This window comes from Nocardia sp. XZ_19_231 (genome assembly GCF_015355705.1).
Taxonomy (GTDB): domain Bacteria; phylum Actinomycetota; class Actinomycetes; order Mycobacteriales; family Mycobacteriaceae; genus Nocardia; species Nocardia salmonicida.
Map to the genome: position 1 here is coordinate 17,409 of NZ_JACUZI010000014.1, position 24,732 is coordinate 42,140.

Consider the following 24,732-nt stretch of genomic DNA (forward strand, 5'->3'; position numbering starts at 1 on the left):
CCGAATTAGTAGATAGCAGCACAGTATTCGTTCACGGTCCATGTCACCGCACGGAATTCGGGGCGTTTCGAGTCGTCGGTGACGGTAATCGTCGCGCGCGCCACCATCGAACAGATCAACGCGACCCCGCCAGCACCGGAAAGCCTTTTCGTGCTGAAATCAACTACGGAGACTAACGATTCAGACAAAACGGCATTCTGGCGCGCTGCCCGCGAGGTAGCGAACACGCGGATTTCCAGATCGACGCCCGGCCCGAGCTACCGGGGTTACCGTGGAGTGAGGTGTCTAGGAGAGGACCGTCGCCATGTACCCGCCCGGCCCCCGACTACCCGCGATCGCGCAGACGATGCGGTATGTGCAAGCGCGGGAGCGGTTCATGACCGCCACCGCTCGCCGTTACGGCGACACCTTCACCCTGCGCTTGGTGCCGCCGTACGCCCGACATCTGGTCGTGTTCACCCGCCCCGAACACGTCCGCGAGATCTTCGCCGCCTCCCCCACCGACCTGCACGCCGGCGAGAGCAACGGCATCCTGCGTCCGCTGCTCGGCGATCATTCGGTGCTCATCACCGACGAAGCCGAGCACGCTCGCGCCCGCCGCCTGCTGATGCCCGCCTTCACCGGGCCCGCCCTGACCGGTTATCGCAAGATGATCGAGCAGATCGCCGCCACCCACGTGGAGACCTGGCAGGCCGGGTCGACCGTCCGCAGCCTGGACGCGATGACCGGGATCACCCTCGATGTCATCGGCGAGGTGGTGCTCGGTGTCGCCGATCCGCGCCGCCGCGACCTACTCGGTCCACCCATGCGCCGCATCACCGACATCGCCCCGCTCACCCTGCTCGGTTCCCGCTACCCGGTCCTACAAAATCGCGGACCCTGGAAGCGGTTTCACCACGACCGGGCCAGTCTGGACGCCTACCTCTACGCCGAGATCGAGCAGCGCCGCACGGGCAGCGACGCCCCGGGCGCTGACGTGCTGTCGCGACTGATGGCAGCGGGCAGCGGCAACGACACCCCGCTCGCCTCGGACGAACTCCGCGATCAGTTGGTCACCCTGCTCGCCGCCGGGCATGAGACGACCTCGGCGGCACTGTCATGGGCGTTACGCGAACTGGCCGCCGACCCCGCCCAGCAGGACCTCGCCCGCCGAGCCGCGCTCGACGGCGACACCGTCTACCTCGAAGCGGTGATGAAGGAAGCACTGCGCTACCACTGGGTCATCGGAGGTGTCGTGCGAAAGCTCACCCGCGACATGATGATCGGCGGCCACGAACTGCCCGCTGAAACCGTCGTCGCGACCTCGATCCTGCTCGCACACAAGCGGCCCGAAGCCTTCCCTGACGCGGTGTTCCGGCCCGGCCGCTTCCTCGATGGCAGCGTGGCGCCGAATACCTGGTTGCCGTTCGGCGGTGGGGTGCGCCGGTGCATCGGAGCGGGTTTCGCGCTGATGGAGGGTGCTGCGGTGCTCCAAGAGATCCTGCGCCGCCACGTCTTGTCCCTGCCCGCGGCCGCGACGACGCGGGGCCGGGTCCGCAATATCACGCATGTGCCGTCCGACGGGGCACCGATTCTGGTCAACTGAACATCGCACACCCACAACGAAACGCGAACTGGCTGACTTCACATATCGAAGCGTCCCCCACGCCGCAATTATCCTACGAACTCCTGCAATGCCTTTGCCATGGCTCTCGGCTGGTCTTCCGGAATAAGAGTCCACGAATCATCGATGATCAGCTTGGCCGCGTCAGGGAACAGCTCGACCAATCGATCCGCATGCTCGAGCGGCATCATCCGATCTTCGCGTGCCCACACCACGAGCACCGGACGCGTGAATGTCCGCAGCTGATCGGATAATTCGAGCAGTCGGCGTCGAGAGGGCGCTCCGGTGGCGAATTTGACCAGATCGCGGCGGATCGCGGCGTTCTCGATGGCGGGGCGAAACCACTCGTCGTACAGCGAGTCCGGCAGCCCCGTCTTGCTCAGCGCACCGTACGCGCGCCAACTGTGCCGAAAGAACTTCGTGCCGAACATCCTGCTCAGCAGCCAGCCCCCACCGGGCAGGCGGCACAGCAGGGCTGCAGGGCGCGCAGGCTTGGGCGGGTAGTTGTCGAACGCGGTGCACGACGCGAGAACCAGCCTTCCCACGCGTTGATCACGGCCCTCGGAGATCATGAACTGCCCACCGCCCCAATCGTTGAGGACCAATGTCACTGCCTCGAGTCCTAGAACATCGAGGAAGTCCGCGAGGATGCGAGCCACTCCCTGCTCGGTCAGGTCGACGTCAGGATGCATCGGCTCGACGTGCGCGCCCAGGGGCAATGTCGGTGTGATGCAACGATATTCGGGCAGCAACGGAATGACTTTGCGCCATTGCCGACCATCCATGAGCAGGCCGTGGCCGAACACGAGGACGGGTCCGTCTCCGCCGGTGTCCTCGTAAGCGATGGGCCCCGCCGGTACCTGCACTGTAGGCATCCGCATCTCCTAGATAGATCGTTCTACTGGACCACGATATGCTGTCGTCTACCACCGCGCAAGGAGTGATCGCCATGGCAGATCTCGGCACACGTGAACGGATACTCGAGGCGACAGCGGAGCTGTATCGCCGCCAAGGCATGTCCGCCACCGGCCTCAAACAGATCTCCAGCACAGCTAAGGCACCGTTCGGCTCGATCTACCACCACTTCCCCGGGGGGAAGGAATCGATCAGCGTGGAAGTCATCCGACGCGAAGGAGTCCGTTACGGCGATTTCGTCGGCACGCAACTGGCCGACGCCGATCCCGCCACCGCAATACCGCAACTATTCGAGAACGCCGGCAGGCTCATGGAATCTCAGGATTACAGCGAGGCATGTTCGATCGAGACCATCGCGCTGGAAGTGGCGAGCACCAACGAACGCCTCAGAAGCGAGGCTGCGGAGGTCTTTCAGGACTGGCTGACTCGACTCGCGCAATGGTTCGGACAACTCGACATCACCGAGCAACAGAGTCGTGCTCTGGCGATATCAACTCTGACCGCCCTCGAGGGAGCGTTCGTGCTGTGTCGCACACTGCGCTCGATCGAACCCATCATCGTTGCCGGGCATGGAGTCCAGTCCGCGGTGACCGCTACCCTCGCACAAGCACAGACGCCGTGACGCTCTCCATTCGGACGCCGGCGGCTACCGCCATTCATCACTCGGCCCGCTGCGCGCACGGCTGTCGTCGTGCGCAATCGAACTGTCGGCCGACGCCTGCACTCGGGCCATCGTGGTTGCCGAACAGCCGCTTTCATTGCTTCGTCGGGCCGTGGTATCCCAGCTTCTCGACAACAGGAGCATCGGAGAATCGAAACAGGTCGAGCTCGGTCTCCGCTTCCAGGGACCACGGCACCCAGGACGGCACGACGAAGAGATCGCCGGTGGTCAGTGCCAGGCGCTGGTCGCCGAGCAGGACATGACCTGTGCCGTCGAAAACCTGCCAGATGGACGAACCCACCTCGCGCCGAGCCGCGGTGGTCGTGCCCGCCCGCAAGCGGTGGAATTCGCAGCGGATAGTCGGTAGCACATCGCCGCCGTTGGTCGGGTTCGTGTATTTGATCGCTGCGTGACCCGGCTCGACGGTCGCCGGATGTCCTTCCTGCTCCAGCAGCAATTGTTCCCGCAGAGCCCGGTCGGTGTATTCCCAGCGGTACGCGGCGATCGGCGTGGATCGGCGTGACGCACCCGCCGAGAGCGGAGTGAGACCCGGATGACTCCACAACCGCTCCGATCGCGATATCGGCGGGGTCGATGCGTCGGTGACCACTTCGGATCCGAACTCGAAGAAGCCGAGATCGAGGTCGTGCGCGAGTGGCACGTCGAGTCCATCAATCCATGCCATCGGCTGATCGGTCTCGTTGTGGTGCCCGTGGAAACACCAGCCGGGCGTCATCAGCAGATCACCGCGGCGCATAGCCACCGGGTCCCCGTCGACGACGGTCCACACACCTTCGCCCTCGATCACGAAGCGAAACGCGTTCTGGGCGTGGCGGTGCTCCGGTGCGACCTCGCGCGGGCCGAGCCACTGGATCGCGCACCACAGGGTCGGCGTGGCATACGGGGTGGGGGCGAGACCGGGGTTCGCCAGGCCGATCGCCCGACGTTCACCGCCGCGGCCGACGGGGACGAGCTCACCGGAGCGGCGTGCGATGTCGAGCAGCTCCGACCACTGCCACAGGTGCGCGACCGCCGCGGGGGCAGGGCTTTCCGGCATGAGGTTGGCGGTTTGGGTCCACAGCGGGGCGGTGGAGTTGCGGGCGAAGTCGGCGTAGAGACTGTCGAGTTCCGGGCTGGATTCGGGTTCTGTGATGTTGTTGCTGGTCATAGCGATTTCCTCGGAGAGCGGGGCGGCTCGGGGACCGCCGGTCGGAGTTCAGTGCGCCAGTGACGGCGCGGTATCGGTCGCCCCCGGCTCGGTGCGGCTGTCGGTCAGGACAGCGCGCCGGGAACGCAGCGCGAAGATCGCCAGCGCACCCGCGATCAGAGGCAGGCAGAACAGGAAGTAGAGGTTCTTCGGCGCCCAGCCGAGGTCGATGAGGCTGCCGGCGATGATGGGCGAGAAGATCGCGCCGACTCGACCCATGCCGATGACCAGCCCGACCGCGGTCGCCCGCGCCGAGGAGTCGTAGTACATCGGGGCGATGGAGAACATGCCGGCCATCACGGCGCTGGTGGTCATGCCGAGCAGCACGGCCGCGACCAGGGCCGTGTTCAGCGATCCCATCGACACCGCGTAGAGCGCGAAGGCCCCCGCGGCGACACCGAACAGTGCGGTGAGTGCGGGACGCACGCCGAATCGCATGGCCAGCGGCCCGAACACCAGGGCCCCGACAATTCCGCCCGCGCTGAAACACACACCGGCTTGCACGCCGTCGGCGGAGGTGAACCCGCTGCTGGTGACCAGTTTCGGCGTCCAGGAGTTGGCGAAATAGAACCCGGCCATCAACACGAAGAAGCTGAATCCGAGCAGCAATGTCGTGAGCAGGTTCGGGCCGGTGGTGATGTCGCGCCAGTGCCCGGTGATGTCGTTCTTGCGCATCGCAGCCGACGGCATCTCAGTCAGGGCCGGTTGGCGCAGCCGGGTCAGGATGGCGTTGGTGCGTACCAGGGCATTTCGGGGGCGCCGGTTGATCAAGAAATCGACCGATTCCGGCAGGACCGCCGCGGCGAGCAGTGCGACGCACAGTGTTACCACGGCGCCGAAGGCGAAGACCGCACGCCAATCGAACTGTGCGAGCAGGACACCGGCGATGATGCCGCCGAGTGTGCCGCCGATCGGCTGACCGGCGGTGTAGACGCTGATCGCGGTCGAGCGGTGCCGGGCCGAGGAGTACTCGGCCACCATGACATTCAGGCAGGCCTGCAGGGTGCCGACGGCGATGCCGGTGACGATCCGCACCGCGAGCAGCATGGTGAACCCGGTGGCCATCGCCGACAGCCCCATGCCGAGCGCGACGATCAGCGCGGCGACGACGATGGTGCGCCGGCGGCCCACTATGTCGGCCACCTGGGCGACGACGATCGATCCGGCGGCCATGCCGAACAACGCCGAGCTGAGCAGGATGCCGAGTTGCGACCCGCTCAGCGACCATTCGTCGGAGATATGTGAGGCGCTGAATGCCAGCGCGAGCACATCGAATCCGTCGAGCATGTTCAACAGCACGCAGATCGTCACCACCGCGTATTGCAGTGGCTGCATGGGCGCGGATTCGATGCGGGCCTTGATGTTGTGAGCTGCGATTTCCATTGCGTCGCTCACTTACTCGCGAAACGGGCGTCGAGCTGCGCGCCCGGACGATCGGCGTAGGCAATGGCGCTTTCGGCGGTGACGCCGACCTCGAGCACACCGATCCGGTCGATCTCGAGCCGGATCGAGGTGCCGTCGTCCAGTGCGCCGACCCCGGCGGGCGTCCCGGTGGCGATGACGTCGCCGGGGTGCAGGGTCATCACCGAACTCGCATAGGAGACCAGCTCGGCGACCGAGAAGATCAGCTCGGAGGTGTTGGTCTGCTGGCGCAGCTCCCCACCTACCCAGCAGCTCAGCGGCAAGGTGTCGGGGTCGCCGACCTCGTCAGCAGTGACGATCCACGGTCCCAGCGGGGTGAAGGTGTCGAACGACTTGCGGGTCGAGCGGTCCTCGGTGGAACGGACGCTGATATCGAGCAGGCAGGTGTAGCCGACGACGTAGTCGAGAGCTTCCTGCACTCGCACGTGCCGGGCGATGCGGCCGATCACGATGGCCAGTTCGCCTTCCTGGTCGGTGCGTTTGTCGAGGTAGGGCAGCTCGACGGTCTCCCCCGGCCCGATCACCGAGGTGTTGGCCTTGAGGAACACGCCGTACTCGGCGATCGTCTTCTGCTCGTGCATCTCGACCTTGTGATCGAGGTAGTTCACTGGAGCGGCGACGATCTTGCCCGGCCGCGACAGCGGCGCACGGAGCGCGACCGAGCCGAGGCGATGGCGCGGGCACTGCGAGAGATCCAGAGCGCGCAGGTCGGCGACGAGGCCGCCGCGTTCCAGCCACGGCAGCCATGGGCCGCCGTAGGGGCCCGCCGAGGTCGGGAGCAGGTCGGTGACGTCGTAGACGTCGGTGTCGGTGGCAATCGCGGCACGGTCGCCGTCGAGAACTGCGAGTCGCATGGTCGGAATCGTCTTTCGGTGGAAGGAATCGGGGCAGGATCAGGCGACGGCGAGGCGGGCTTGGCGCAGCAGATCGAAGACCGGGCCCCGGTAGAGCCAGTCGGCGTGGCCGTAGAGGTCCTCGGCGCCGAGGGTGGCGAGCAGTTCGTTGCGCACCACGCGGTGGACACCGCCTGCGTGGCAGATGTCGCCGAACATGCGTGCTTTGGTCTGCACCTCGGCGGTGCGGGGGATACGGGAGTCACTGAACCGGCGGATCACCGCCGGCCAGTCGGTGTTCTGGGCATCGGCGGCGACCAGGAACTCGAGCGTCTTGGCGTCTTCGAGTGCCTGGCAGCAGCCCTGGGCCAGGTATTGCAGCATGGGGTGTGCCGCGTCGCCGGTCAGCACAATCCTGCCCTCGCCCCAGGTGTCGGCGGGCATCCGGTCGTAGAGCGGCCACCGGCGCTGCTTACCGATGTGGGTGATCGCGTCGCGCACCTGCGAATGGCAGTCGGCGAAGGCGGCCTCGAGCTCGGCGGTACCGCCGAATTCCGCTTCGCCGCGCACGAAGGAGGGCGACTCGAACACGGCGACCTGATTGAGCACTTCGCCGGCGCGCAGCCGGTATTGGACCAGGTGGCTGCCGGGCCCGACCCACACGACGACATCGTCGAGTTCGCGGTCCTGTCTCGACACGTCGGTGATCGGGACCGTCCCGCGGTAGGCGACGTACCCGGACGCGACGAGGTCGTCACCGACGATCTTATGGCGCAGCACGGAATTGAGGCCGTCGGCGGCGATGGTGGCTTCGGCGGTGAAGTTGCGATCACCTTCGGCGACGACGAGGGTGCCGTCGCCGGTGTCTTCGACGCGTTCCACCCGGACGCCGGTGCGCAGGTCGGCCCCGGCCTCGCGACATGCCTCGAGCAGGATCGCGTGCAGGTCCGTCCGGTGGATGACGACGTAGGGGCCACCGAACCGTGTGCGGAATTCGCCCGTCAGCGGAAGGCGTCCGATCTCCTCAGCGGAGATCGCGTCCCGCATAACGATATTGTTCGGGAGCACGCCGGCCTCGCACACCCGCTCGAGCAAGCCCCACGAATCCAGGATGCGGGTGGCATTCGGGCCGAGCTGCAGGCCCGCACCTATTTCCCCGAACTCGCGGGCTTGTTCCAGTACAACGGCCTTTTTCCCGGCCTTGATCAACCCGAGCGCGGTGGCCAGACCGCCGATGCCGCCACCTACCACGACGGTATGTGCGTAATCTGAGTCACAATTCTGCATGGAGGGAAACTAAGTCCGTGGGCTTGCACGAGGGAATATAATTCCGCTATGCGGAACACTCCCCTGCCCGAGCGACCGACGAGCGCGGTCGGCTCCCTCGACCGCGGGTTGCGGTTGCTGCAACTGCTGCGCGACTACGGCAGCCTGCGAGTGATGGACGCCGCCACCCACCTCGACATCTCGCGGTCGAGCGCACACCGGCTGCTGCAGACGCTGACCTACCGGGGTTTCGCGGTGCAGAACGACAATCACGTTTACCTGCCCGGTCCCTCACTGGACGCAGCCCCTGCCCGACTGGCGTGGACCAAAGCGTTTCGCGCGCTGTGTCAGCCGCATCTCGAGGTGTTGTCGCGTCGCAGCGGCGAATCGGCGAACTTGATGATCCGGGTGCGCGAAAGCGTGCGGTTCCTCGGCACTGTGCGCGCGCAATCGGTGTACGCGACCAACGACCGCGATGGCGTCGTGATGCCTGCGCACCAGGCCTCCGGAGGCAAGGCGCTACTGGCCACCCTGCCCTTCGACGAGGTGGAACGGCTGTATCGGCTCGCCCGCGCAGGCGGCGAGCCGCTGCTCGGCGCCGGGGAATTCCATTCCCTGACAGCGGATTTGGATGTCACTCGGCGTCGTGGGTTCGCGATCAACTACGAAGGCACCGAACGTGGAGTGGCCGCGGTGGGCGTGGCGATCACCGACCGGGACGGTCAGGCCATCGGCGCGGTGTCGCTATCGTGCCACGCCGAGCGCTTCGCACAATTGGTCGACAAAACGCTTGTCCCGCTCGTGCTGGACGCCAGGACCCAGATCGAGAAGGACTTGGCCATCATCGATCTGGGTGCAGGCAGGTAGACGTGTTGCCGCTATCCGATTGCCCTGCGGGATCGTGCGAACGCGACGACCGGCACCGACACGCGTACGCGTGTCGGTGTCGGTCGCTATAGCGCTGCTCGGGCGGTTCGTGGGATCGGGTGATCCATCGCTGGCATTCGTCTGGTGAGCACAGCCAACGGCGATGTCGGGGGCGGCCGGCAGCGCACCGGCCGACATCGCCACGATCCTCAGCCGACGGCGGTCGCCGTCTGCTGTTCTGCCCCCAGTTCGGCGAAGGTTTCGGTGACCCAGTCGGCGATATAGGCACTGACCAGAGGGAAGTTATCCAGCCCGATGTGTTCCGCGCCGCCCTCGCGAGCGGTGAAAACACGCAAGTGCCGTTTCGGGCTGGCGGTTGCCTGCTCGTAGGACCGGTGGGCGTATTCGAGCGGGATCTGCCGGTCGTTCTCGCCGTGCACGATGAGGAAGGGCACGCTGATCTGTTCGACGACGCCGTCGAGGTTGACGCCGTCGGCGTTGTTCAGGAAGGTGTCGAGGTCGTTCTCGCCCCAGACCCACATCACGTGGTTCCAGTAGTGCGGCACGGGCCGTTCGCCTTCGCGTTCGATCCGGCGTCGCTGCACCTTGCCCCAGTCGTGGTTGGCGCCCCATGCCACGCACAGCGCCAGCCGCTTCTCGAAGGCCGCCGCGCGGGGTGCGTAGTAGCCGCCCAGCGACCAGCCGACCAAGCCGATGCGCGCGGGGTCGACGTAGTCGACGGTTTCGAGGTAGTCGACACAGGCAGCCGCCCATTCCTCGGTCTCGATCTGGGCGGTGAGTCCTTGCAGGCGCAGTGCCTCGCCGCTGCCAGGGCAGTCGACCATGAGGGTGGCGATCCCTCGCTCGGCGAGCTCGTGGGCGAAACCGGACAGGTACATGTGTTCCTTGGTGCTGTCCAGGCCGTTCCACACGATCATGCAGGGCACCGGGCCTGCCACGTCGGGCCGGGTGAAGTAGGCCGGAAGTGTGGTGTCGCGGAAGGGAATCGAGACGCGCACGGTGTTCGGATCGACCAGGTCGAAGGACTGCTGCATCAATTCCAGCACCCGGCGATAGATCGCGTTGCGATCGGGCGTCTGCGGGCTCTGCATCCGCTCGGCGTGGATCAGGTAGTTCGCGGCACGTGCGTAAGCGCGGCCCGCCGACCGGGTGCGTCCGACCCCACGGTCACGCCCTGCGGCCTCGACCAGGTCGTCGACGACCGCTGTCCAGGACGCCAGGAATTCCTCGGTGCCTGCGTCCTCACCGCGGGTGGCCGCTTCCCGAATGGGACGGCAGGCCCGATCGACCTCGTCGATGTAACCGCCGCTGTTCAGCGCCGCGACCACACCGAGGTTCCACACGTAGTTTCCGGGAAAGTATTCGAACATCAGGGTTTTCCTCTCATTGACAAGTTTCAGGACGCGACGAGATCCGCGCTCGACGCTGATTTCGTCGGGATTCAGACGACCGCGATCGGGTTGACCGGGGCGCCGACGGCGCCGGTGACCGGGATCGGGGCGGCGACGAGGAAGAACTCGTAGGTGCCGGTGCGCGCGCAGTGTTCAGCGAGCGCGTCCAGGTCCCACATCTCGCCAAGGAACAACCCGATGTGCGGGATGGCGACCTGGTGCAGGGGTTGGAAGGCGTTGTCGAATTCGTTGGGCCGCACCTCGAAACCCCAAGTGTCGGTAGCGATCGCGGCGATCTCGGTGCGGTGCAACCAGTCCGCGGTGGTGAACGACAGCCCGGGGGCCGCGCCACCGGCGTAATCGTTCCAACCCTCGCGCCGGGCGCGGGTGAGCTGGCCGGTGCGCACGGTGACGATGTCACCGCGGCCGACCGCCGAGGAGACGCCCTGCGTGCGGATCGTTTCCTCAAGATGGGCTGTCGTGATGGCGAACCCGTCGGGCAGTTCCGTAGCCGTCCCGTAGGCACGCCCGACGTCGAGCAGCACGCCGCGGCCCACGATCCGATCGGCCACGGTTTCGATGCCGGTGACCTGGTCGCCCTGCGAGGTCACCACCTCGCCCGCGCGCCGCCCGTTCCAGGCCCGACCGTGGTCGAAGATGTGGCCGAGACCATCCCATTGCGTCGAACACTGCAGCGGCATCGACACCACGTCGTCGGCGCCGCCGAGACCGTGCGGGAATCCCTGGATCCCGGCTTCGGCGTCGGTGCCTGTATCGAGCATGGTGTGCACCGGATTCGAGCGACGCCGCCAGCCGCGCTGGGGCCCGTTCGTATCGAAGCTCTGCGCCAGGCTGAAGCTGCGGCCGTGCCGGATCAGCGCCCCGGCTTCGGCCCGCTTGGCGTCGTCGAGGAAGTTCAACGTGCCGTGCACATCGTCGGCACCCCACCGCGCCCAGTTCGAGCAGCGGTGGGCCGCGGCGGCGATCGCGGATTCGGGATCACTGCGGTCCAGTGGTGTTGCGGCGGTCTCTGTTCCGGTCATCTGTGCTCCTGTAGTTCGGGTCGCAGCGCGTCCGAGATCGACTTCACGCCGCCGTGCGAGCTCGCTCCGCCGTCGACGGTGATCTCGGCGCCGGTCATGTAGGTGGAGTCGGCGCCGAGGAGGAAGGCCACCGCGCCGGCGACCTCGGCCGCGGTGCCGGCACGCGCCAACGCGGTCTCATTGATCGACGACTCCCGGAATCGCGCGGGTGCCGATTCCGTCATGGGGGTGTCGATGAAGCCCGGATGGACGATGTTTATCCGAATTCCGTTCTCACCCAAGGAAAGTGCGGCGGTGTGGGTCAAACCGCGCAGTGCCCATTTGCTCGTGGTGTAGGCCACCGGGTAGTGGCCGGTGAGGGCCGCGAGCGAACCGATGTTCACGATTGCCGAGCCGGCGGCCATCACGGGGGCCAGCGCCTGGATCGCCAGCAGCGGTGCCAGCACGTTGACCGCGTAGGCGTCGGTCATGTCGGCGACGGTCACCTCGCCGACTCGCGCGCGTCGGGTGATGCCTGCGCAGTTGACCAGCCCGTGCACCGGTGCGTCGAGAGTGGCTGCCAGTTCTCGCCATTGCCGCTCGTCGGTGACATCGAACTCGCGGACGCTTTCGCTGCCCTGGCGATCGAGCGCGACGACGTGGTAGCCGTCGTCGGTGAGTCGTTCGGCGACAACGCGGCCGATGCCGCCTGCCGCACCGGTGACGACCACGGTTCGGGTTGTCATGGCGCGGTCACCTCGGCCCGGTGCCGCGCTCGATCGCGGAGTCGGGGTGCGGGCACGGCGTGTGGCGCGCTGGTGCGCTCGCCCACCGTATTCACCAGGGTGCCAATATGTTCCACGGTAAGTTCGACGGTGTCACCAGCTGTCAGCGGCGGCGGATCGAGAACGCCGCGTCGGCCCCACAGCTCGGCCAGACAGCCGCCGTTGCCGACGGTGCCCGAGCCGAGTACGTCGCCGGGGACAAGCGCGGCGTCGCGTGAGGCGTAGGCCAGCAGCGTGGGGAAGGTCCAGCCCATGTTGGACAGGACGTCGCGGCCCACTTCGGTCCCGTTGACCTTTGCGGTGCACTGCAGTTCGAGGAAGCCGTCGGCGTCGAGGAACGGCACCATTTCGTCGGCGGTCACCAGCACCGGGCCGAGGGTGTTGGTGAAGTCCTTGCCCTTCGCCGGACCGAGCCCGACCTGCATTTCCAGACGCTGGAGATCACGTGCCGACCAGTCGTTGAGGATCGTGTAGCCGAAGATGTGATCGGCGGCCTGCTCGACGGTCAGGTCGCGACCGGCACGGCCGACGACGGCGGCGACCTCGAGTTCGAAGTCCAGTTCCGCGCAGTGGTGCGGCGCCCGGATCTCGCTGCGCGGACCGTTCACCGTGTGCGGATTGGTGAAATAGAAATGTGGCGCCGTGTACCAGGCCTCCGGCACTCCGCCGCGACCCTGGACACTCGCACGGACTCCTTCGACATGTTCTTCGAAGGTGACGAAATCGCGGATCGTCGGCGGTGCCAGCGGAGCGTCGAACGCGACCTCCTCTACAGGAATCGGCGTGGTCATCGACTGGATCCGGTTGCCCATCTCCAGCGCGGCGGTCAGGCCGGCCCGGACGAGTTCGAGCACCGTGGTGCCACCGGGGAACAGGTACACACTGTCGCCGTCGACGACAGCGGCGACGGGAGCCGCGTCACTCCGGCGAATCATGGCAAAACGCATGGTGGATAACCCCTTTCACACCGGCGGTGCGATGAACAGACCCTTGTCAGGGTCGTTGAACGATTTCGCGGCGACGAATTCGTCCATCGCGTTGGCAGTCCCCCATTGGTCGCTGACCTCGGGCTGGGAGAAGTCGTAGAGGTGCGGGTGCCAGGTGTCCTCATCGAGCGACTCGAGTTCGGTCGTGTACTCCATCGTGTTGCCGTTGGGGTCGAGGAAGTACGAAAAGGTGTTGTTGCCCGCGAGGTGCCGGCCGGGGCCCCAGATCTTCTCGACGCCCGAGCGCAGCATGCGGCCGGTGCCGCGCATGTACTCGTCGAGGCCGCGCAGTTCGAACGACGCGTGGTGCAGCGCGGGATGGGGGCCGCGCGCGATGGCCAGCGAATGGTGCCAACGGTTGGTGCGCAGGAACCACATCATCTTGCCCATGCGCGGATGCATGAGAATGTCGGAAACCTTGAAACCGAAATGCTTCTCGTAGAACGCCACGGTGGTTTCCGGATCAGCGGAGTTCACCACCACGTGCGAGAGACGTACCGGAATGGCCTCACCCGCTTCGACTTTGCGATGTGCGCGGGCTGCGACGTCGGCGGACACCTCGATCGTGCGCCCTTCGTTGTCGAAGAAACGGAAACCGTATCCCCCACCGGGCGTCTGCAATCGGTCCGGTTCGGTGACCAGGGTGGCCCCGCCCCGGCCGAGCTTTTCGGCGACGGTGTCGACCGCCGCGCTGTCGGTGACGCCGAAGGAGATCAGGTCGAGGCGCTTTTCGGCGGCGCGGCGGATGCGCACCACGTACTGCTCGGGCGAGCCCTCCGCGGCCAGATAGGTGACATCGCCGTCGGTCGCGGCGACCGACAGGCCCCAGTGGTTGGTGTAGAAGTCGAGCTGCTTGTCGAAGTCGGGCACAGCCAGTGCCGTGTGCCGCAGGTGGGTGAAGACATGATCGCTCATGAGGAGGCTCCGAAAGACGAGAGGATGGGGTTCAGGCCGGTGTCGCGACGAGCTCGGCGATGCGGCGCATCAAGCCGGGGACATCGGCATCGGGATCGTGGTCGAGCATCCATCGACCGAGCTGTACCGAGGCCTCGACCACGGCTTTCGCCCGCGGCAGTCGGCGGTCGGTGAAGCTCTGCCACAGCTGCGGACCGACCGGTTCGGCGATGAGGAGTTCGCTGAGCACCGCCGCGTCTTCGAGCGCCTGCGCGCCGCCCTGGGCGAGGGTGGGCGGGCACGCGTGCGCGGCGTCGCCGATCAGCACGATGCGTCCGCGATTCCAGGGGCCGTCGATCACGTGCTGCTCGAACCGGGTGTAGTTGACGGCGTCGGGATCGGTCAGCAGCGCACGGACCTCGTCCCACGGTCCGTGGTACTCGGCGGCCAGTGCGCGCATCACCTCGAGCTGCTCGGCTTTGGACAGCGCCGAACGATCGTGGGTGTCCTCGACGATGTAGGCATACATCGAGTCCGGTCCGGTCGGGCAGTATCCGGCGATGTGCGCGACGCCGCCGTAGTAGAGATCGGTGCGGGTGATCGATGCCGGACGCGAGCACACCAACCGCCAGATGCCCATCCCGGTCGGCTGCGGCTCGGAGTCGATTCCGAGGGCGCGACGGGTGGGCGAGCGGACACCGTCGGCCCCGATCACCACGTCGTAGCGTCGGCTGCCGCCGTCGTCGAAGACGACATCGACGCCGGTGTCGTCGGCCTCGAATCCGGTGGCACGCACGCCGAAACGCAGTCGTGTACCGGCCTTTTCCGCGGCGTCGTGGAGCATCGCCGCCAGCACCGGCCGCTCCATCCCGACCGCGGCCGGGAGGTCGGGGCCGCCGGTCTTGGTATCGGGAATCTCGGCGAGAAGGCTGCCGTCGGCGTCGGTCGCGCGGATGCCAAGGGTGTCGAAACCCCAGCTCTCACGGCTGATATCGGACCACAGGTCCAGATCCCGGAGCACGCGTAACGCGTTGCCCTGCAAGGTGATGCCGGAACCGATGGCGTGGCCGCGGCCGCGCGCCTCGACGAGATCGACGTCGAGACCGGCGCGGGCGAGAAAGACCGCGGCCGCCGACCCGGCGAGACCGCCGCCGAGTACGAGGACGGTGCGGGCAGTGTGAGGGTGCATCGAATCACTTCCCTGGGACAGTGCACATAAGCGAGCGTTGTGGTGACTCACTCCACTCTGAGACCCGCATCACCATCAGGGAAGGCGTGATTTCTGATCGGCTGTATAAATGGGAGTTATGCAGAAGCCCGCTCGCCCGTTGGCCAATCTCGACCTCAACCTGCTCGTCACGCTGGAGGCCGTGGTGCAGCACGAGAGTGTGACCAGGGCCGCCGAACACCTCGGTGTCACGCAACCGGCCGTCTCGGCGGCCCTGGCTCGGCTACGCCGCCACTTCGACGACGACATCCTCGAGCGGGTCGGCAACAGGTACCGGTTGACACCCTTCGGCATCGAGCTGCGGCAGCGCACCAGGGCCGCGCTGACGGGCGTCGAGCGGGTGTTCTCCGCGCGCGGCACCTTCGACGCCACCGACACCAGCCGCGAATACTCGGTCGTGACCAGCGACTACACCACCGCCCTGCTCGGCCAACGTCTGGCCGAGCTGCTCACCTCGGCCGCGCCCCACGCCCGCCTGCGCATACTCCCCTCCTCACCTGAACTCGTCGCCCGAGCCGAGCACACCCTCACCACCTACGACGTCATGCTCGTTCCACACGGTTTCGTCACCGATCTACCCAATGAGACTGTCTTCCATGATGATTGGATGGTCGTGACGGATCGGGGCCATGAACCGGGCAGCGGCGAACTGACAGCCGAGGACCTGCAGCGGCGCCCCTGGGTTCTCGTCTATCACTCGCAGACCGCCTCCACCCCGGCCGCGCGCCGGTTGCGGATGCTCGGCATCGAACCGACGCGCCAGATCGTCACCGAGAACTTCCTGACCGTCCGGTGCCTGATCACCGGCAGCGACCGCATCGCCCTGGTTCCCCGCCGCTTGCTCACGGTCCCCGGGATGAGCGAGGGTCTCACGGCCTATCCGTGTCCGGTCGACCTCGGCGAGCTCACCCAGGCGATGTGGTGGCATCCGGTGTTCACCGATGATCCGGAGCACCGCTTCCTACGCCGTCTGATCCGAGAGGCGGCCCAAAACAGCTGCGTGTCACCATAATCGACTTGCTGCACATTCTGTCGTCGTCGAGTACTTGGAAGCGGCGGACTTGTTTCATCTCCGCCTCGTACACGTGAGTGCGGCTGTCAGAGGTTGTCGGTCGGCGGGCCCTGGCTTGTTCCCACCTGGATGCCGACTACGCAGGTGTCGTCATCTGTGTCGGCGTCGCTGCTGTCGAGCAGATAGTCGAGACGGTCATCCAGGCTTCCGATGAATTCGGCCGAGATCGTGAGAAGTCGTTCTATGCAGAGGTCCAGATCTCGGTCGCGGCGCTCGATGAGGCCGTCGGTGTAGAGCAGGAGAGTGTCGTCCAATTCGAGCTGGATTTCGCCTTCCTCGTAGCTTGTTTCCGCCAGCGCGCCGAGGATGATGCCATTGAGTTCAGGCAGGGAGCAGGCGTGGCCGGCTCGGACCAGCACTGGCGGCGGGTGGCCTGCGCGAGCCCAGCGCAGGACCCGAGTCAGTGGGTTGTAGACGCCACAGATGGCGGTGGCGAAAATGCTGTCGGTGAGGTGGTGTGCCACCAGATTCAGCCAGGCCAGCATCTGACCCGGCCCGGCGCCGGTTGCGGCGAGACCACGTAAGGCGTTGCGTAGCACGACCATTCCGGTCGCGGCCGTGATGCCGTGGCCGGTGATGTCACCGACCGATACCAGAATCTCCTTCGACGGCAGCACGATGGTGTCGTACCAGTCGCCACCGACGAGCTCGTCCTGCTCGGTCGGCCGGTAGCGCACCGCGATGCGCAAACCGAACGCGTCGGTGGACGGTTGCGCGTCGGGCATGATGGCCTGCTGGAGCTGCCTTGCCAGACTGCTCTGTTCGGCGGCGCGCATTTCGGTGTCGGTGAGCCGGTCCCGGGTCGCCGACAGCGCGATCTCGGTCCAGTGTTGGGCCGAGACATCCTGGTACGCACCGCGGATGGCGTGCAGGTGCCCGGCCGCGTCGACCACCGGTTCGGCGATGATCCGGACGTGACGGGTCACGCCGTCGGCTCTGGTCAGGCGGCATGCGGTGGAGGCAGGACTGCGGTAGCGCAGCAGTGTGCGCAGAAAGCGTCGCACCGCCTCGGTGTCGGCGTCGTGGACGTGGCCTGGCAGCTGCGCCAGCGGGACAGGGTCGGTGGTCGGTGCCAGCCCGTAGAGCGCGAAAAGCTGGTCGCTCCAAGTGATCTCGCCGGTGGCCGCGTTCTCCTCGAAACCGCCGACGCGGCCGAGCCGTTGGGCGTGCTGCAGCAGCGTCGCCAGTCGCCCCGACTCGTCCTCTATCCGCCACACCATGAGCACGGCGTCGCCGTAGCGGCTGATGCTGAGCGCGGCCGCGACGGTCAAGGGGATCTGGTCGACCAGTTCGGTCAGCATGACCCGGTCGGCGCGGTAGGTCTCACCAGTGGCGAAGACATGCTCGATCCGCTCGAACAGTCGTCCCTCGACCGCGGCCATCGGGTACATCTCGAGCAGTGACGAGCCGCTGATCAGGCCGGGAGGTCGACCGGCCGGGTCGACGAAGCAGCTGTTGAGGTGGTGGATGGAGAAGTCGGCGAGCGAGCCCTCGTCGAGTTGGGGTATGAGCACCAGTGCGGGGTCGAACAATCCGTCGGCCAAGCGCACGAGGTCGGCGACATCGACGCGTTCGGTCGTTCGTACTGCGGCCGAGTCGGACTCGAGCGTGTGCGCACACAGCTCGGCCAGCGCTTCCAATTGCCGGTGGATCTGGCGCGGTTGCACGTCGATCGGCCGAGGCCAGCACACCTCGAGCACCCCGAGTATTTTGCCGGCCGCGCCGACCGGGATCGCTGCTCGGCCGCCGGCACGGTCTCCGATCGACGGCAGCCCCGACACACTCAGGTCCTCGATCCACTGCGCCGTGCGTTGGATCAGCGCCTGCCGTGCCGGAGTCACCACCCCCGGCGGCACATAGCGCCACCGCTGGGCCTCGTGCCCGGCGATCCCGGCGAAACCCGCCAGCGACAGCGACGCGTCGATGCCCGCGGACCAGATCGCGACCGCCGTGGCACCCAGCGGTGACACTGCGTGTTCGAGCACCGACTCCGCTACCCGCTGGGTATCGCCCGCCGCGAGCAGCCCACTCTCGGCGGTGCGCAGCCGCACGACCGCCGTCGGCTCGCCGGGTGGTGTGGCGGTGGCCTGCAGGAACTCCCCGACCACCGCGCTCATTTTGTCCTGCGCCGCCTGGTTCACCAGGTCGACCGCCAGCTCCAGGGGCGCGACCCCGGCTCGGGCGGACAGGATCTCGAGTTGGGTTGCCGCCTGCGCGGGCCCGCAGTGCAGCCGTTCGACCAGCACACCCTTGGCCATCTCGATCAGCGCCCGGCCGTCGGCCGTGGCCTGTGCCTCTCGGATCTGGTTGTGCAACCGCTCCACCGTGGCCGCGAGGCGCGGGACGACCGGGTCCGTCCCGGCATCGGTGTCACCGATTCCGGAATCGGTCATCTGGCACCGAGCCAGTGCACGATGCAGGCGAGGAGCGCATCCGCGTCGACCGGCTTGGTGACGTAGTCGTTGGCACCGGAGGCCAAGCTCTTGTCCCGATCACCCAGCATGGCCTTGGCGGTCACCGCGATGATCGGCAGCTTCTCGTACTGCGACATCTCGCGAATGGTCGATGTCGCGGTGTAGCCGTCCATCTCGGGCATCATCACGTCCATCAGCACCAGATCCGTTTCCGGATGCGTGAGCAGCTTGTCGATGCCCTCGCGCCCGTTCTCCGCGTGCAACACGGTGATGTCGTGCAGTTCGAGAATACTGCTGAGCGCGAACAGATTACGGGCATCGTCGTCGACGATGAGCACAGTGCGCCCGGCCAGCTCACCGAGTGGGCGATGCGGCGTGGTGGCCGGTGCCTCGTCCCGGCGCACCAGAGGCAGTACGTCCCCGGGTGCCTCGGCGGTGACGTGCAGGGCGATCCGCTCGCGCAGTTCATCCAGACTCGACAGCAACTCCAACGGCCGTCGCTGCATACGTTCCTGCAGTAGGCGTTCCTGCTCGGCGTCGAGGCGGCGGTTGTGGGCGAGCACCGGCACGCTGCTCAACGCGGCATCGCCGTCCATCGTCTCGAGGAACTCCAGCGCGGCGCTGTCGGGCATGTCCAGTTCCAGAACTACGCAGTGGAACGACTCGGCCGCAAGAGCTCCGGCCGCTTCCACCACACCGATCGCGCTGACCACCTGGACGGGCCCGCGCGGGTCGTTATTGTCGGCGAGGTCGGCCACCGCGCTCTGCGCGACCAGCGACAGCAGGCCCTGCGGTCGCTCCTCCACTACCAACAGCCGACGCTGCTGTGGCGCTGCCGAGCTCGACGCGAGTTCCAGACGGTCGTGGGTCTGCTGTCGGTCCTCGTGCTCCAGCTCGAGCACTTCCTGGAAGTCCGGGCGAGCGACCGGCAGGTAGAGGGTGAAGGTGCTGCCCTGGCCGAGGGTGCTCTCGGCCGCGATGGCCCCGCCGAGCAGGTAGGCGATTTCGCGGCTGATCGATAGACCGAGCCCGGTGCCGCCGTATTTGCGGCTGGTCGTGCCGTCAGCCTGTTGGAAGGCGCCGAAGATCGATTCCAGCTGATGCTGGGCGATGCCGATGCCGGTGTCGATCACTCGCAGGGCGATGGCCATCCCGTGGCGGCGTACCGCGGCGGGCAACTCCCGCGTCTCCGTCGGCTCGATTCGCAACTCCACCGACCCGCTCTCGGTGAACTTGACGGCGTTGGACAACAGATTGCCCAGCACCTGCCGCAGCCGAGAATCATCGGTGAGCAGCTCGAGTGGCAGACCCGCAGTGGTCGTGATCCGGAAACCGAGACTCTTCTGCGTGGTTACCGGCCGGAAGGTCGCCTCGACGTAGTCCAGCAATTTACGCAGCGGCACCCGCTCGGGGGTGATATCCATCTTGCCCGCCTCGACCTTGGACAGATCGAGGATGTCGTTGATCAGCTGCAGCAGATCCGAACCCGCCGAGTGGATGATGCCGGCGTACTCGACTTGCTTGGGTGTGAGGTTGCGGGTCGGGTTCTGCGCCAGCAACTGAGCGAGGATGAGCAGACTGTTCAGCGGCGTGCGCAGCTCGTGGCTCATATTGGCCAGGAACTCCGACTTGTACTTCGAGGCGAGCGCGAGTTCCTGGGCGCGGGTCTCGAGCTCTTGCCTGGCCTGCTCGATTTCGAGGTTCTTGGCTTCGATGTCGCGGTTCTGCTGAACCAGCAGCGCCGCCTTCTCCTCCATCTCGACGTTGGACAGCTGCAGTTCCTCCTGGCGTACCTGCAGCTCTTCCGAGCGTGCCTGCAACTCAGAAGTCAGGCGCTGCGATTCGACCAACAGTTCGTCGGTGCGCGCGTTGGCCACGATGGTGTTGACGTTGACGCCCACCGTTTCCATGAGCTGATCGAGGAAATCGAGGTGGATGCGGGTGAAGCGATGCAGCGAGGCCAGCTCGATCACACCGAGCACCTGGTCTTCCACCACGATCGGCAGCACAAGGAGATTGACCGGCGCGGTTCGCCCCAACCCCGAGGAGATGGTGACGTAGTCACCGGGAACGTCGTCCACGGCGATCGTGCGGCGGCTGCGCGCCGCCTGCCCGACCAGCGACTGGCCGAAGGTGAGCCGGGGCGCACTGCCCGGTCCGTCCGGGCTGCCGTAGGAGCTGATCAATCGCAGCTCAGGCTGCTCGGCGGATTCGTCGGCCAGGTAGAACGCACCGAACTGCGCCGACACCAGAGGCGCGAGCTCGTCCATGATCAGCTCGGCCACCACATGCAGATCGCGCTGGCCCTGCATCAGGCTCGAGATGCGGGCCAGGTTGCTCTTGAGCCAGTCCTGGTCCTGGTTGGCCATGGTGGTTTCGCGCAACGACTCCACCATCGAGTTGATGTTGTCCTTGAGCTCGGCGACTTCACCGGAGGCTTCGACGGTGATCGAGCGCGTCAGGTCGCCTTCGGCGACGGCGCTGGTGACCTCGGCGATAGCGCGGACCTGGCGAGTCAGGTTGCCCGCCAGCTCGTTGACGTTCTCGGTCAACCGCTTCCAGGTGCCCGAGACGCCCTCGACCTCGGCTTGGCCGCCCAGTCGGCCCTGCGAGCCCACCTCGCGGGCGACGCGGGTCACCTCGGCGGCGAAGGCGGACAACTGGTCGACCATCGTGTTGATCGTGGTCTTGAGTTCCAGGATCTCCCCGCGCGCGTCCACGTCGATCTTGCGGGTCAGGTCGCCCTGGGCGACCGCGGTCGTCACCTGGGCGATGTTGCGCACCTGATTGGTCAGGTTGTTGGCCATCGAGTTGACGTTGTCGGTCAGGTCCTTCCACGTACCCGCCACGTTGGGCACGCGGGCCTGACCACCGAGCATGCCCTCGGTGCCGACCTCGCGGGCCACGCGGGTGACCTCGTCGGCGAACGCCGACAGCGTGTCGACCATGGTGTTGATCACCCCGGCCAGCGCGGCGACCTCACCCTTGGCCTCCACGGTGATCTTCTGGCTCAGATCACCGCGCGCCACCGCGGTGGCGACCTGGGCGATCGAGCGCACCTGGTTGGTCAGGTTGGAGGCCATCACGTTGACGTTGTCGGTGAGGTCCTTCCAGGTGCCCGAGGCGCCGCGAACAGTCGCCTGCCCGCCGAGGTTGCCCTCGGTGCCGACCTCGCGGGCCACGCGGGTGACCTCGTCGGCGAACGAGGAGAGCTGATCGACCATCGTGTTGATGGTTTCCTTGAGCTCGAGGATTTCGCCGCGCGCGTCGACTCGGATCTTCTGAGTGAGGTCACCGCCCGCGACCGCCGTGGTGACCTGCGCGATCGAGCGCACCTGCGCGGTGAGGTTGTCGGCCATGACGTTGACCGACTCGGTGAGGTCCTTCCAGGTCCCCGAGACGCCCTTGACGTCGGCCTGCCCGCCCAACCTGCCCTCGGTGCCCACTTCGCGCGACACGCGGGTGACCTCGTCGGCGAACGAGGAGAGCTGATCGACCATCGTGTTGATGGTTTCCTTGAGCTCGAGGATTTCGCCGCGGGCGTCGACTCGGATCTTCTGGGTGAGGTCACCGCCTGCCACGGCGGTGGCGACCTGGGCGATCGAGCGGACCTGCGCGGTGAGGTTGCCCGCCATGAAGTTCACCGAGTCGGTGAGGTCTCGCCAGGTTCCGGACACGCCCTTGACGTCGGCCTGCCCGCCCAGCCTGCCCTCGGTGCCGACCTCACGCGACACGCGGGTGACCTCGTCGGCGAAGGAAGAGAGCTGATCGACCATCGTGTTGATGGTGTTCTTCAACTCGAGGATCTCCCCGCGCGCGTTCACCGTGATCTGCTGGCTCAGGTCACCGCGCGCGACCGCGGTGGCGACCTGGGCGATATCACGCACCTGGCTGGTCAGGTTGCCCGCCATCGCGTTCACCGAGTCGGTGAGGTCCTTCCAGGTGCCGGACACACCGGGCACCTCGGCCTGCCCACCGAGGCGTCCGTCGGTGCCGACCTCGCGCGCGACACGGGTGACCTCAGAGGTGAACAGCGACAGCTGGTCCACCATGCCGTTGAACACCGTGGCGATCTCGCCGAGCAGCCCGTCGGCGTCGGTGGGCAACCTGGTGCCGAAATCACCGTCGCGCACCGCGGTCAAACCGGCGAGCAGCCGCCGCAGTTCGACTTCGTCCGTGGCCACCGCGGCCTGCTTCGGCGGGGCCTGCTCGGGCACTGCTCGGGCCGGTGCTGCGGTATCCGTCATTGCTGTCCTCGTTGGTCGACCGGTCCGAATCGAACACCTATCCGATCGGTGTGAGGTAGGGCCGACCGTCACCCCACACGACCGTGCGGTGTGTTGCGGATTCGAATGACCACCCGCCCGAAGACTTTACGCTGCGACCGTTCGACGTGAACCCGACTATCCGGGATCGAGCCCGGCTACGGGTGTGTCGACGGTAGGCGAGGCAGATTCTGATTCACACGTCGAGATAGAAGCGGATCGTCGTGCCGTCCTCGCCGGTGTGTATGCGCACCAGATCTGCCAGGTAGTGCACCAGCAACAGGCCCCTACCGCCGAACTGTCCCTGTTCAGGTGGCCTGCGCCCGGCCAGTGGATCGCTCAGGCACCCGCCGTCGCGAACCTCGAACACGAGCTGTCCCGGCTCGGACCACATCGCGAAAAGACCCCGGCCGCCGCCGTGCACCACGCTGTTGGTCGTCAGTTCCGCGACCGCCAGCTTGGCGTCTTCGACCCGTATGGCGTCGAGTCCCCATTTGCTCGCGTGGTCGACGGCGAAGTGCCGGACCGATCGAAGCTCAGCTTCGCCGAAGGGGAAAACGGCGGCATCGGGCGCCGACACCAGTGGCTCGTTGTAGCGAGCCACGATCGCCTGCCAGTCGTAGTCGTTGCTGGCCTGCTCACGCCCCTGACTGATGAGGGTGGGGTGGGTGAGCCGCGCATCGGCCAGGGCCGCCGCGTCCAGGCGGGTTTCGTCGTAGGGACACAGGATGGTCACCGCGCGGCCGTCGAAGGCGGCATTGATCAGCGCTTCGTGCTGCGCGCATGCGGGGTATTCCACGGTGCTACGCCCAGCCCAGATCGGCTCGCCGATGATGCGCACCCGCCCCCTGGGATGCGCGTCGGCGAACCCCCTGAGCACCTTCGGAATGATCCGGCCCGGGTTGCGGCCGACGTCGGTCATGTCGAGAAACGAGATGTCGCGAGCATCGACGCCGAGCTCGTCCTTGATCAGCTCGAGGTTGGGCCCCGGTACCGCGACGGCCATCGGCTCACCCGCCGCCAAACCCTCGCGCAGGAATGCCGTCGTCTGCTGCGTGTATTCCTGCTCGTTCGCATAGAACAGGGCAGGGTGTTCGAACGCCTCGTTGGCGGTCGCTGTGCTCATCGGGGCATTACCGTCGATTCGGTTCGGGCGGACAACGTTGATAGACGCGGCCACCAGAAGGGCGTATCCACGCGACTCCTTCGTCACCGTCGGCCGACTCTCAGGCCGGAATCGGCAGAAGGTAATCGCCTTCCGGGCGCACAGTCTAGCCCGCCGCGTCGAGCACCGATGATCGGACACAGAGTGCCGAGCCTGCTCGATGCGTAAAACACCACCGCGGTCGGGCGGCCGATGGTGCGCATGTGGTCAGGAGACGAAGTCCGGGCACAGATTCGTGGTCGCGGCGCTGACGAACAGCGGGCCCTGATCGAATTGGTAGGTTTGCTCAACCGCGGATGTCTCGTCCAGAACGGATACGCCGCCACGCAGGTGTTCACACGTCGCATAGCCTGCGGCGACCAACTCCTTTGCCGACTTCCCCGGCAGGGCCGCGTCGTTGATCCTGATCTCCTCGAGGAACGACGCTTCGTCGGTGCTGATCTCGGCTGCTTCGGCGGTGCGGGTGTTGGTGACGTCGACACTGCGGGGCTCGGTTGTCGGGTCGCAGCCCGCGACTGCGGCACTGAGAACCGCGACAGCCAGACTGACCGCTACCACGTTGGCTCGCAACTGGATTCGCCCTACGAACATCGTGTTGCCCCTGATCTCGAGCAGAGGGACCAACACTTTGATCGATCCTCTCCGACACCGTTTCCGGTGTGCCATCAACGATCCCGCAGCAGCCGAATGCTCGAAACCCACCCCAGGGTTGGCA

General features: G+C 66.5%; 19 protein-coding genes. 4 read left to right on the forward strand and 15 right to left on the reverse strand.

Annotation, left to right across the window (positions count from 1 at the left end):
* Window positions 1–304 precede the first annotated feature (304 nt).
* Window positions 305–1,585 carry a cytochrome P450 gene (locus IBJ82_RS32925; RefSeq protein WP_194829888.1) on the forward strand — a complete coding sequence of 427 codons (1,281 nt, stop codon included), beginning with the start codon at window positions 305–307 and terminating at the stop codon, window positions 1,583–1,585.
* A gap of 68 nt (window positions 1,586–1,653) precedes the next feature.
* Here IBJ82_RS32925 and IBJ82_RS32930 read toward each other — a convergent pair whose 3' ends face one another.
* Window positions 1,654–2,478, reverse strand: coding sequence for an alpha/beta fold hydrolase (locus IBJ82_RS32930; protein WP_194829889.1), 825 nt, complete (start codon window positions 2,476–2,478; stop codon window positions 1,654–1,656).
* Window positions 2,479–2,552: 74 nt separating this feature from the next.
* Between IBJ82_RS32930 and IBJ82_RS32935 the strand changes: the two genes are divergently transcribed.
* On the forward strand, window positions 2,553–3,140 hold the full coding sequence (locus IBJ82_RS32935) for a TetR/AcrR family transcriptional regulator (RefSeq protein WP_194829890.1): 588 nt from the start codon (window positions 2,553–2,555) through the stop codon (window positions 3,138–3,140).
* A gap of 133 nt (window positions 3,141–3,273) precedes the next feature.
* On the opposite strand, the gene IBJ82_RS32940 is transcribed toward IBJ82_RS32935, so the two are convergent.
* Genes IBJ82_RS32940 through IBJ82_RS32955 form a run of 4 tightly spaced genes read right to left on the reverse strand, consistent with a single transcriptional unit; the run spans window position 3,274 to window position 7,928 of the window.
* The gene (locus IBJ82_RS32940) at window positions 3,274–4,347 is read right to left on the reverse strand and encodes a cupin domain-containing protein (protein ID WP_194829891.1); all 1,074 of its coding nucleotides are present in this window, start codon (window positions 4,345–4,347) and stop codon (window positions 3,274–3,276) included.
* A gap of 48 nt (window positions 4,348–4,395) precedes the next feature.
* Window positions 4,396–5,769 (reverse strand): MFS transporter, encoded by a 1,374-nt coding sequence (locus IBJ82_RS32945; RefSeq protein ID WP_194829892.1) that lies wholly within the window; start codon window positions 5,767–5,769, stop codon window positions 4,396–4,398.
* An 8-nt stretch (window positions 5,770–5,777) separates the two neighbouring features.
* Complete coding sequence (locus IBJ82_RS32950; RefSeq protein WP_194829893.1) at window positions 5,778–6,662, reverse strand: fumarylacetoacetate hydrolase family protein; 885 nt, start codon at window positions 6,660–6,662, stop codon at window positions 5,778–5,780.
* 39 nt (window positions 6,663–6,701) lie between these two features.
* Window positions 6,702–7,928, reverse strand: coding sequence for an FAD-dependent monooxygenase (locus IBJ82_RS32955; protein ID WP_194829894.1), 1,227 nt, complete (start codon window positions 7,926–7,928; stop codon window positions 6,702–6,704).
* A 48-nt stretch (window positions 7,929–7,976) separates the two neighbouring features.
* On the opposite strand from IBJ82_RS32955, the gene IBJ82_RS32960 reads away from it, so the two are divergent.
* Window positions 7,977–8,774 carry an IclR family transcriptional regulator gene (locus IBJ82_RS32960; protein WP_194829895.1) on the forward strand — a complete coding sequence of 266 codons (798 nt, stop codon included), beginning with the start codon at window positions 7,977–7,979 and terminating at the stop codon, window positions 8,772–8,774.
* 209 nt (window positions 8,775–8,983) lie between these two features.
* Here the strand turns inward: IBJ82_RS32960 and IBJ82_RS32965 are convergent, their stop codons facing one another.
* The 6 genes from IBJ82_RS32965 to IBJ82_RS32990 form a co-directional block, all read right to left on the reverse strand.
* Complete coding sequence (locus IBJ82_RS32965; protein ID WP_194829896.1) at window positions 8,984–10,165, reverse strand: S9 family peptidase; 1,182 nt, start codon at window positions 10,163–10,165, stop codon at window positions 8,984–8,986.
* A gap of 71 nt (window positions 10,166–10,236) precedes the next feature.
* A complete protein-coding gene (locus IBJ82_RS32970; RefSeq protein ID WP_194829897.1) occupies window positions 10,237–11,229 on the reverse strand; it encodes a cyclase family protein in 993 nt (330 codons plus the stop codon).
* Window positions 11,226–11,954, reverse strand: coding sequence for an SDR family NAD(P)-dependent oxidoreductase (locus IBJ82_RS32975; RefSeq protein WP_194829898.1), 729 nt, complete (start codon window positions 11,952–11,954; stop codon window positions 11,226–11,228). The genes IBJ82_RS32970 and IBJ82_RS32975 overlap by 4 nt, the downstream gene beginning before the upstream one ends.
* The gene (locus tag IBJ82_RS32980) at window positions 11,951–12,928 is read right to left on the reverse strand and encodes a fumarylacetoacetate hydrolase family protein (RefSeq protein WP_228538036.1); all 978 of its coding nucleotides are present in this window, start codon (window positions 12,926–12,928) and stop codon (window positions 11,951–11,953) included. The genes IBJ82_RS32975 and IBJ82_RS32980 overlap by 4 nt, the downstream gene beginning before the upstream one ends.
* A 27-nt stretch (window positions 12,929–12,955) precedes the next feature.
* Window positions 12,956–13,894, reverse strand: coding sequence for a VOC family protein (locus IBJ82_RS32985; protein WP_194829900.1), 939 nt, complete (start codon window positions 13,892–13,894; stop codon window positions 12,956–12,958).
* Window positions 13,895–13,925: 31 nt separating this feature from the next.
* Window positions 13,926–15,062 (reverse strand): FAD-dependent monooxygenase, encoded by a 1,137-nt coding sequence (locus tag IBJ82_RS32990; RefSeq protein WP_194829901.1) that lies wholly within the window; start codon window positions 15,060–15,062, stop codon window positions 13,926–13,928.
* A gap of 109 nt (window positions 15,063–15,171) precedes the next feature.
* On the opposite strand from IBJ82_RS32990, the gene IBJ82_RS32995 reads away from it, so the two are divergent.
* Window positions 15,172–16,113: a LysR family transcriptional regulator gene (locus IBJ82_RS32995; RefSeq protein ID WP_228538037.1), complete on the forward strand. Its 942-nt coding sequence runs from the start codon at window positions 15,172–15,174 to the stop codon at window positions 16,111–16,113.
* An 86-nt stretch (window positions 16,114–16,199) separates the two neighbouring features.
* Here the strand turns inward: IBJ82_RS32995 and IBJ82_RS33000 are convergent, their stop codons facing one another.
* The 4 genes from IBJ82_RS33000 to IBJ82_RS33015 all read right to left on the reverse strand — a co-directional run bounded on the left by IBJ82_RS33000 (window position 16,200) and on the right by IBJ82_RS33015 (window position 24,644).
* Entirely contained in the window at window positions 16,200–18,566 is a 2,367-nt protein-coding gene (locus tag IBJ82_RS33000; protein ID WP_194829902.1) for a SpoIIE family protein phosphatase, read from the reverse strand.
* Complete coding sequence (locus tag IBJ82_RS33005) at window positions 18,563–22,834, reverse strand: HAMP domain-containing protein (protein WP_194829903.1); 4,272 nt, start codon at window positions 22,832–22,834, stop codon at window positions 18,563–18,565. Before IBJ82_RS33005 ends, IBJ82_RS33000 begins: the two co-directional genes overlap by 4 nt.
* A gap of 214 nt (window positions 22,835–23,048) precedes the next feature.
* Complete coding sequence (locus tag IBJ82_RS33010) at window positions 23,049–23,978, reverse strand: anti-sigma factor RsbA family regulatory protein (RefSeq protein WP_194829904.1); 930 nt, start codon at window positions 23,976–23,978, stop codon at window positions 23,049–23,051.
* A 246-nt stretch (window positions 23,979–24,224) separates the two neighbouring features.
* Entirely contained in the window at window positions 24,225–24,644 is a 420-nt protein-coding gene (locus tag IBJ82_RS33015; protein ID WP_194829905.1) for a DUF732 domain-containing protein, read from the reverse strand.
* Window positions 24,645–24,732 lie beyond the last annotated feature (88 nt).

What these genes read in the sequence shown, in the direction of transcription:
- IBJ82_RS32935 (WP_194829890.1), top strand. Translation starts at nt 2,553, where the DNA reads ATGGCAGATCTCGGCACACGTGAACGGATACTCGAGGCGACAGCGGAG.
- IBJ82_RS32975 (WP_194829898.1), bottom strand. Translation starts at nt 11,954, where the DNA reads ATGACAACCCGAACCGTGGTCGTCACCGGTGCGGCAGGCGGCATCGGC.
- IBJ82_RS32955 (WP_194829894.1), bottom strand. Translation starts at nt 7,928, where the DNA reads ATGCAGAATTGTGACTCAGATTACGCACATACCGTCGTGGTAGGTGGC.
- IBJ82_RS32970 (WP_194829897.1), bottom strand. Translation starts at nt 11,229, where the DNA reads ATGACCGGAACAGAGACCGCCGCAACACCACTGGACCGCAGTGATCCC.
- IBJ82_RS32960 (WP_194829895.1), top strand. Translation starts at nt 7,977, where the DNA reads ATGCGGAACACTCCCCTGCCCGAGCGACCGACGAGCGCGGTCGGCTCC.
- IBJ82_RS32980 (WP_228538036.1), bottom strand. Translation starts at nt 12,928, where the DNA reads ATGATTCGCCGGAGTGACGCGGCTCCCGTCGCCGCTGTCGTCGACGGC.
- IBJ82_RS33000 (WP_194829902.1), bottom strand. Translation starts at nt 18,566, where the DNA reads ATGACCGATTCCGGAATCGGTGACACCGATGCCGGGACGGACCCGGTC.
- IBJ82_RS32985 (WP_194829900.1), bottom strand. Translation starts at nt 13,894, where the DNA reads ATGAGCGATCATGTCTTCACCCACCTGCGGCACACGGCACTGGCTGTG.
- IBJ82_RS32930 (WP_194829889.1), bottom strand. Translation starts at nt 2,478, where the DNA reads ATGCCTACAGTGCAGGTACCGGCGGGGCCCATCGCTTACGAGGACACC.
- IBJ82_RS33010 (WP_194829904.1), bottom strand. Translation starts at nt 23,978, where the DNA reads ATGAGCACAGCGACCGCCAACGAGGCGTTCGAACACCCTGCCCTGTTC.
- IBJ82_RS32945 (WP_194829892.1), bottom strand. Translation starts at nt 5,769, where the DNA reads ATGGAAATCGCAGCTCACAACATCAAGGCCCGCATCGAATCCGCGCCC.
- IBJ82_RS33005 (WP_194829903.1), bottom strand. Translation starts at nt 22,834, where the DNA reads ATGACGGATACCGCAGCACCGGCCCGAGCAGTGCCCGAGCAGGCCCCG.
- IBJ82_RS32995 (WP_228538037.1), top strand. Translation starts at nt 15,172, where the DNA reads ATGGGAGTTATGCAGAAGCCCGCTCGCCCGTTGGCCAATCTCGACCTC.
- IBJ82_RS32950 (WP_194829893.1), bottom strand. Translation starts at nt 6,662, where the DNA reads ATGCGACTCGCAGTTCTCGACGGCGACCGTGCCGCGATTGCCACCGAC.
- IBJ82_RS32925 (WP_194829888.1), top strand. Translation starts at nt 305, where the DNA reads ATGTACCCGCCCGGCCCCCGACTACCCGCGATCGCGCAGACGATGCGG.
- IBJ82_RS32940 (WP_194829891.1), bottom strand. Translation starts at nt 4,347, where the DNA reads ATGACCAGCAACAACATCACAGAACCCGAATCCAGCCCGGAACTCGAC.
- IBJ82_RS32990 (WP_194829901.1), bottom strand. Translation starts at nt 15,062, where the DNA reads ATGCACCCTCACACTGCCCGCACCGTCCTCGTACTCGGCGGCGGTCTC.
- IBJ82_RS32965 (WP_194829896.1), bottom strand. Translation starts at nt 10,165, where the DNA reads ATGTTCGAATACTTTCCCGGAAACTACGTGTGGAACCTCGGTGTGGTC.